This window comes from Allobosea sp. 05T439, from assembly GCF_056396005.1.
In genome coordinates this window covers 1-820 of the sequence record NZ_JBFTKP010000122.1, presented here as the reverse complement: position 1 = coordinate 820, position 820 = coordinate 1, and the positions used below count along the sequence as shown (strand labels likewise).

At 61.6% G+C, this 820-nt stretch carries 1 protein-coding gene; it reads right to left on the bottom strand.

The annotated features are described in order from the left end of the window. Positions 1–758 (bottom strand): DDE-type integrase/transposase/recombinase (locus tag AC1DIO_RS35335; protein ID WP_476854949.1); only part of this gene is annotated, 758 nt, incomplete at its 3' end. Positions 759–820 lie beyond the last annotated feature (62 nt).

Below are 820 nucleotides of genomic sequence, written 5' to 3'. Positions count from 1 at the left end.
TCCTTGATGGTGCGGTTCATCCGTTCGGCCTGGCCGTTGGTCCATGGATGATAGGGTTTGGTCAGTCGGTGCTCGATGCCGAGCTCCCAGCAAGCGCGGTCGAAGGGATGGCCGCGCATCATGGCTGTCGGACCGGAACGGTTCTTGGGCAGATCAGCGAAAGCCATGCCGTTATCGGTAAGGACCGTGTGTATCTGGTAGGGGAATACCTCGGCCACAGCCCGCAGGAAGTCTGCGCCGATCTTGCTGCCGATGCGCGCGTGGAACTCAACGTAGGTGAACTTGGAGACCCGATCGAKAGCCAGGAACATGTGCAGCTTGCCTTCGGCGTGGCGCAGTTCGCAGCTGTCGATGTGGACGTAGCCGATGGCGTAGGTCTTGAACTGGCTGCGCTTGTCCGCCGTTTCATCCTTAGGCAGTCGGGAGATGCCGTGGCGTTGGAGGCAACGGTGCAGGGCGCTGCGGCTGAGGCCGGGGATGGTGTCCTTCAGGCAACCCAGCACGTCGTCCAGCGGCAGCAGTGTCTTCTGCCGGAAGGCCACGACGATGGCTTCCTCGGCCGGCGTCAGCACCGTACTTCGAGGGTCCTTCGGTCCCATGGGCGCATCGGATGTGGTGGTCCTTTTGCGCCACTTGAGCACAGTCTTCGGATTCAAGCCGTAGCGGACGGCAAGGGCCCGGCTGCTCTCTTTCGACCCTTGGAGCTCGGCTCGAACACGCGCCGTCGTGCGGGCGCTGCCATGAAGAACGCTTCCCATAATGCATCCTCCTCCTGACGACTCAGGATCGATGATGCACCATCAGATTTMGGGACTACACA